Source organism: bacterium (genome assembly GCA_037128595.1).
Classification (GTDB): domain Bacteria; phylum Verrucomicrobiota; class Kiritimatiellia; order CAIKKV01; family CAITUY01; genus JAABPW01.
Map to the genome: position 1 here is coordinate 33,176 of JBAXWB010000037.1, position 7,346 is coordinate 40,521.

The following is a 7,346-nucleotide window of genomic DNA, read 5'->3' on the forward strand; positions in this document are numbered from 1 at the left end:
CGAATCATCAAATTCAATGGCACATCCATGCCGCGGGTATCGGCTGGTGGTCCAGGCCCGGTCCTGAGAGGCGCAGGTCCGGCGTGACCCCGGTCCAGACATAATCCTTGAGGCCCGGCAGGTTCAGCCGCTGGGCGGCGTCGGTGCGGAAATCGCACCAGATCACCTTGAATGGTTGGAGGCCTTTCTTGAGCGCGACGCTCCAGTTGCCCAAGGCGTGCAACCGCGTGGAAGGATACCATTCCTGCGTGCCCACCACGCGCCCGGAGGCCCATGGCCCGGAATCCATGCGATTGCCCAAGACCACCTTCAGCTCGTAGCCGGACTGCACATCGGGATAGACGAACTCACGTGGCGCATGGAGGGTATACACACCGTCTTCAGGGATATTGAGGTAACCGCTGTATTCCACGGCATAATACCTGGCGCGCGGGGCGGCGGCAGTGGCGGCAACTGGCGGGTTGTCCGCCGGCACGAGATTCAGATCCCACAAGTTCCCGACGTTCCCTGTCGCCTTGGGTTGCAGGCGGTCGACGCCGCTCCAGAGCGTGCGCCAATCGTCCTCGAAATACCGGAAGGCCAGCCCCGGCGACACCTTGCCGATGTTGGAAGGCGCCGCCAGCTTGGCCTTATCAAACACAGCCATGCTGGGAACCGTGGCCTGGGTGCCGCTGAGCTCCAACGGGTTTTCCTTTACTCCCGGGCGATACGCACGAGCCTTGACCACCGTGCTCTGCAGCAGCTTCACCGGGGCTGAATACAGCGGCGAGAGCGGTGTGGGATCACTGCCATCGAGGGTGTAGCGGATCTCCACGCCCGGGGTCTTGCTGGCCAGGGTCACCTCAACGGAGTCCGCAAAGACATTGCGTTCTGGACCAATGGTGACCGGGTCGATGGGGCGGTAGATGGGGATAAAAGAAGTGAGCAGTGACCGGTGATCAGTGTTCAGTGTAAATTCAAAATCCGTCGCAGGCAGGGGCTGCTTCTTGCCCGCGAGCGAAAAGGAGGAGCATCCCAGGGCCATGCCGCGATCACCTGCAAGCAGCAAGGCTTCGCCGCGAATCTTGACCGCGCCGATGGTCAGCTCATCGTCGGCCTTGGTCGAGGCCAGATAGCGCACGTTCTGGCCGTCCGAGGTCACGGCGGCAAACCCCTGTCCGGCGCTGCCGCTTGTTAACGGTTCAATCGATTTGAGATCCTGCGGTGCGGCCTGGCCGGGAGCGCGGGGCACGATCAGGGTGACGACCTGCTGCGGGCCTTCGCCCTGCCATTTCACGCCGATACGCTGCCAGCCGTATGTATAGTAGAGGCCATAAACAAACGCCGGCGGCGTGTTCTCGGTGTTGTAGGCCAAGTTCGCGGTGGTGAACTGGTAGAGCGAGAGATTGGCTTTTTTCTCAAGCTTGCCCGGCACCACATCGGCCTGCGTGATGATGCGCTTGGCGGCGGCATCAATGCGAATCTGATCCTTGGCAAACGCAATCAGTGCGTTCTCTCCGATGGGAATCTTCTTCTGGTCGAGCATCTCCTGCGTGGGTCGCAGGGGCAGCAACCAGTTCTGCTCATAGGTGTGGCTGCCGTTGCCCAGCATGCGGTCGGTGATAATCCAGACCTTGTCACCGCGCACATACATGGCTTGACGCTGGTGAGTAATGCCTCGCAGGGTCTGACTGAGCGTGATAGTACCCTGCCCGCTGGCGTCGGGCCCGTACTTGGAGTTGACGACATTGGCATCCTTGAGATTCCCCCACGGTCCGGCGTACACGCCTTCCATCAGATTGAAATGATCGGAGGCATGCCAGCGAAAGGGCGACGGCTCCGTCCAGGCGCTGACCTGAAAGACCTTGTGGGCCGAGAGACCGGAAACCTTGTAGAGGCCCGCATGAAAAAACTGCTGCCGACCATCGACAGTGATGGGGCTGGAGGGATACATGTAGTGGCCGGTGGCATCGTCCACGAGCAGGTCCTGCCCGAACGCGCCCAGACCGAAGTTGTTGTTATTGCTGCGGCTGCGGAAGGCACCGTAGGCACCGGGCACCGGCGAGCAGAACAAGTCGCCATGCCCGCTATTTTTCTCCCAGCCCTCGCGGACGATGTTGAAGCCGGAGTAAGGGAACCAATCCGCGTTGTGCCGGGGGCGCAGGCCCGCGGCGGGATCCTTCCGCGCGGCTTGTACGGCCTGGTTCTCCAGGTTTTTGTAGGTCGCGGGCGCCAAGGAGTTTAACGGCGGGTTGACGCCCTGTTTAAAGCCGCCGCGGATGGGAATCGGCATTTCCCCCTGGGGAGTGAGGATATTCATCAGATAATGGGCGCGTTCCTCAAGATGCTCCTGAATTTCATTCTTCCATCGTGCGTCCTGGCGAAGGGCCGCGAGATCGGGATACTCCTGCCAGATCGGCAGGCTTTCTCGCGCCACGAGCAACCGCAGGGCGCTGGAGACTGCCTCCGTATACATCACGGCGCTATACCACGGGTCCTGCTGGTTTTCCGTCCCGTCGCGCAGGTTCTGTGTGGCGGCAACGTCTTCGAGGTTCCGGCGGCGGTTTTCGCGCAGCCACAGTGGAGCCAGACGCGATTCATCAAAGATCATCGCCTGCAGCAACAGCTCTGTCGTCGGGGTCCAGTTATGGGTATTGGATCGAATATAGGCCATGGGAAGGAAGGTCCGATTCAGCTCACGTTTGAGCAGATGCGCCAGCACGGTCGGCGGCAACACCGGCTGATTTTCGGGTAGGGCCGTCGCGATGGCGGCGAGCATGCGAAAGGTGAGGAGAGCCCCATTATGGCCGGCATCGGAGACCAGGCAGGGATGAATCTTATCGAAATAGGTGCAGCGGGTGGACCAGTCGTCCATATAGGCGGCCCAGCGATCGAGATACCGCTGGTCATGCGTCGCCACAAAGGCCCGCACCAAGGGGCTGAAACCGTTTGCCAGAAATAGCGCACTGGCGGGTTCCTTGCCGGCGGGCATGGGATTGCTCGCGCCCCAGGGATAACCCCAATCAACTGACCCCGGCGGGCCAATAACCACCTCTTTGCCGTCGATGGTCATCGTGCCGGCAAGCAATTTATCCGCGGCGGCGATCTCGCCCGGTGTGGCCGGGTTTTGATCCAAACCCCATCCTCTATAAGGGCTCAGATCTTCAGGACTGATGCCGAAGCGGGATGGATAGCGGAGCTTGCTGGTGAAGTAGAGCGCGAAACGTTCCATGGCCTCGGCCGAGCGGCCGGCGCGGGCCAGCGCGGCGATTTCGACGTAGTCCTTACTCCGCCGTCCCAAATTGGTGTCGCGCAGTCCGGCTTCGTCGGTCACAAGCAGGTCCAGACAGGCGCGAGCCGCCTCCTCATCCGCCGGCGTGTATTCCTTCTTTTGTGCGCCCGCGCTTCCGGGCACCGCAGCCGGAGCTGGTGTGGTCGCGGACAACACGTTCTGCCCATAGGAGACCGTTGCAAACAACGAAACCAGCCCCATCACTCCAAAGATTCTTCTTCCGACTATCTTCATACTGATTCTCCCAACCCGGAATATCCGGAACCAAAGTTCCCCATCCTGTCTATCCTGTACATCCATGTTTGAACCTCTACCTCACAGACTAATTTCCAGAGATTGACCTGCGGTTATCAATGCCTCAGCCACCCCGCAGGAATCGGCTGCCGATCCAAGCCCGGGCCGGAGATGCGCAGGTCCGGCGTGACCCCGGTCCAGACATAATCCTTGATGCCCGGCAGGTTCAGCCGCTGGGCGGCATCCGTTCGGAAATCGCACCAGACCACCTTGAACGGCTGTAAGCCTTTCTTGAGCGCGACGCTCCAGTTGCCCAAGGCGTGCAACCGCGTGGAAGGATACCATTCCTGCGTGCCCACCACGCGCCCGGAGGCCCATGGCCCGGAATCCATGCGATTGCCCAAGACCACCTTCAGCTCGTAGCCGGACTGCACATCGGGATAGACGAACTCACGTGGCGCATGGAGGGTATACACACCGTCTTCAGGGATATTGAGGTAACCGCTGTATTCCACGGCATAATACCTGGCGCGCGGGGCGGCGGCAGTGGCGGCAACTGGCGGGTTGTCCGCCGGCACGAGATTCAGATCCCACAAGTTCCCGACGTTCCCTGTCGCCTTGGGTTGCAGGCGGTCGACGCCGCTCCAGAGCGTGCGCCAATCGTCCTCGAAATACCGGAAGGCCAGCCCCGGCGACACCTTGCCGATGTTGGAAGGCGCCGCCAGCTTGGCCTTATCAAACACAGCCATGCTGGGAACCGTGGCCTGGGTGCCGCTGAGCTCCAACGGGTTTTCCTTTACTCCCGGGCGATACGCACGAGCCTTGACCACCGTGCTCTGCAGCAGCTTCACCGGGGCTGAATACAGCGGCGAGAGCGGTGTGGGATCACTGCCATCGAGGGTGTAGCGGATCTCCACGCCCGGGGTCTTGCTGGCCAGGGTCACCTCAACGGAGTCCGCAAAGACATTGCGTTCTGGACCAATGGTGACCGGGTCGATGGGGCGGTAGATGGGGATAAAAGAAGTGAGCAGTGACCGGTTATCAGTGTTCAGTGGAATTTCGGATTTGGATTTGGGTTCGATGTTGGAAGTTGGATGTTCAATGTTCGATGTTCGACTGTTAAATATAAACTCAAAATCCGCCGCCGGCGGGTTCAGGGTCTTGCCTCCGAGCGAAAAGGAGGTGCATCCCAGGGCCATGCCGCGATTGCCTGCAAGCAGCAAGGCTTCGCCGCGAATCTTGACCGCGCCGATGGTCAGCTCATCGTCGGCCTTGGTCGAGGCCAGATAGCGCACGTTCTGGCCGTCCGAGGTCACGGCGGCAAACCCCTGTCCGGCGCTGCCGCTTGTTAACGGTTCAATCGATTTGAGATCCTGCGGTGCGGCCTGGCCGGGAGCGCGGGGCACGATCAGGGTGACGACCTGCTGCGGGCCTTCGCCCTGCCAGCTCACTCCGATGCGCTGCCATGAAGGCTTATTCTCGAGGTTGTAGGCAAGAGACGCCGCGGTGAACTGGTAGAGCGAGATGTTCGCCATTTTGCCATTGGAGCCCGGAATCTGGTCGGTTTGCGACGTGATACGCTTCCCCGCAGCGTCGATATGAATCAGGTCTTGAGCGAGCACCTTCGGCGGCAGTTGCAGTGGCAGCAACCAGTTCTGCACATACTTGTGGCTGCCGATGCCCAGCATGCGGTCGGTGATAATCCAGAGCTTAGCCCCGCGGACATACATGGCCAGGCGCTGGTGGGTGATGCCGCGCAGGGTCTGATCGAGAGGCATGGTGCCCTGCATGCTGGCGTCGGTCCCGATGTTGGGCTTGACGGCCTTGGCATCGTTGATATTCCCCCACGGTCCGGCATAGACGCCTTCCATCAGGTTCAGATGCTCGGAGGCATGCCAGCGAAAGGGCGACGGCTCCGTCCAGGCGCTGACCTGGAAGACCTTGTGGGCTGACAGGCCGGAAACCTTGTAGAGGCCCGCATGGAAAAACTGCTGCCGGCCATCGACGGTGATGGGGCTGGAGGGATACATGTAGTTACCGCCGGAATCGGTCACGAGCAGGTCCTGCCCGAACGCGCCCAGGCCGAAGCTGTTGTTATTGCTGCGGCTGCGGAAGGCACCGTAGGCGCCGGGCACCGGCGAGCAGAACAAGTCGCCATGACCACTGTCTTTCTCCCAGCCCTCTCGGACGATGTTGAAGCCGGAGTAAGGGAACCAATCCGCGTTGTGCCGGGGGCGCAGGCCCGCGGAGGGATTTTCCAGCGCCGCTAGAACGGCCTGGTTCTCCGGGTTTTTACAGGTCGCTGGCGGCAGGGAGTTTGACGTCGACTTGAAGTTACGTTTAGCGCCGCCGCGGATGGTAATCGGCAATTCCCCCTGGGGCGTGCAGATGTTCATCAGATAATTGCAGCGTGCCTCAAGATGCTCCTGAATTTCATTCTTCCAGCGTGCATCCTGGCGCAGGGCCGCGAGATCGGGATACTCCTGCCACAGCGGCAGGCTTTCCCGCGCCGCGAGCAACCGCAGGGCGCTGGGGACTGCCTCCGTATACATCTGGGCGCTATACCACGGGTCCTGCTGGTTTTCCGTGCCGTCGCGCAGGTTCTGTGTGGCGGCAACGTCCTCGAGGTTCCGGCGGCGGCCTTCGCGTAGCCACAGTGGCGCCAGACGCGACTCATCAAAGATCATCGCCTGCAGCAACAGCTCCGTCGTCGGGGTCCAGTTATGGGTGTTGGATCGAATATAGGCCATGGGAAGGAAGGTCCGATTTAGCTCACGTTTGAGCAGATGCGCCAGCACGGTCGGCGGCAACACCGGCTGATTTTCGGGTAGGGCCGTCGCGATGGCGGCGAGCATGCGAAAGGTGAGGAGAGCCCCATTATGGCCGGCATCGGAGACCAGGCAGGGATGAATCTTATCGAAATAGGTGCAGCGGGTGGACCAGTCGTCCATATAGGCGGCCCAGCGATCGAGATACCGCTGGTCATGCGTCGCCACAAAGGCCCGCACCAAGGGGCCGAAACCGTTTGCCATAAATAGCATACTTTCGGGCTCCTTGTCGGCTGGCATTGGATTACTCGCGCCCCAGGGATAACCCCAATCGACTGACCCCGGCGGGCCAATAACCACCTCTTTGCCGCCTATGGTCATCGTGCCGGCAAGCAATTTGTCCGCGGCGGCGATCTCTCCCGGTGTGGCCGGGGTTCGATTCCAACCCCATCCTCTATAAGGGCTCAGATCTTCAGGACTGATGCCGAAGAGGATTGGATAGCGGAGCTTGCTGGTGAAGTAGAGCGCGAAACGTTCCATGGCCTCGGCCGAGCGGCCGGCGCGGGCCAGCGCGGCGACTTCGACGTAGTCCTTATTCCGCCGCCCCAAATTGGTATCGCGCAGTCCGGCTTCATCGGTCACAAGCAGGTCCAGAAAGGCGCGCGCCGCCTCCTCATCCGCCGCCGTGTATTCCTTCTTTGCCACGCCTGTGCTTCCTGACGCCGCTTGGGCTGACAGGCTGCCACCGGCGATCACCGCCATGGCGGCCAACACAAACATGAGTCGCATTTTCATTTTCAATATTTCCTTATCTTAGTTAAATAGCGCTTACTTAAGTGTGATTTCCCGTCTGAATCCTAATCCTAATCGTAATCTTAATCGTAATCCTTTCCGGGGCAGTGGATTACGATTACGATTAAGATTACGATTAGGATTTCTATGGGATGATAATGTTTTTGCTTTTATTCTTCTTATCGATGGCCTCGCCTACCAGACGGGCCAGTGATGCGCTGGCAGTCATGGGATTGAACTCTTTCCATTTGAAATTCCAACTGTCGGCGACTCTGGCCAGG

The 7,346-nt window shown here is 60.3% G+C and carries 2 protein-coding genes; both read right to left on the reverse strand.

The window, feature by feature from the left end; all coding sequences use genetic code 11:
• Positions 1-13 precede the first annotated feature (13 nt).
• Positions 14-3,505 (reverse strand): chitobiase/beta-hexosaminidase C-terminal domain-containing protein, encoded by a 3,492-nt coding sequence (locus WCS52_17465; protein MEI6168974.1) that lies wholly within the window; start codon positions 3,503-3,505, stop codon positions 14-16.
• Between the two features lie 116 nt (positions 3,506-3,621).
• Positions 3,622-7,068, reverse strand: coding sequence for a chitobiase/beta-hexosaminidase C-terminal domain-containing protein (locus tag WCS52_17470; protein MEI6168975.1), 3,447 nt, complete (start codon positions 7,066-7,068; stop codon positions 3,622-3,624).
• Positions 7,069-7,346 lie beyond the last annotated feature (278 nt).

Bases quoted from the DNA above. Each gene is read 5' to 3' on its own strand.
- WCS52_17470 (MEI6168975.1), bottom strand. From the start codon at position 7,068: ATGAAAATGCGACTCATGTTTGTGTTGGCCGCCATGGCGGTGATCGCC.
- WCS52_17465 (MEI6168974.1), bottom strand. From the start codon at position 3,505: ATGAAGATAGTCGGAAGAAGAATCTTTGGAGTGATGGGGCTGGTTTCG.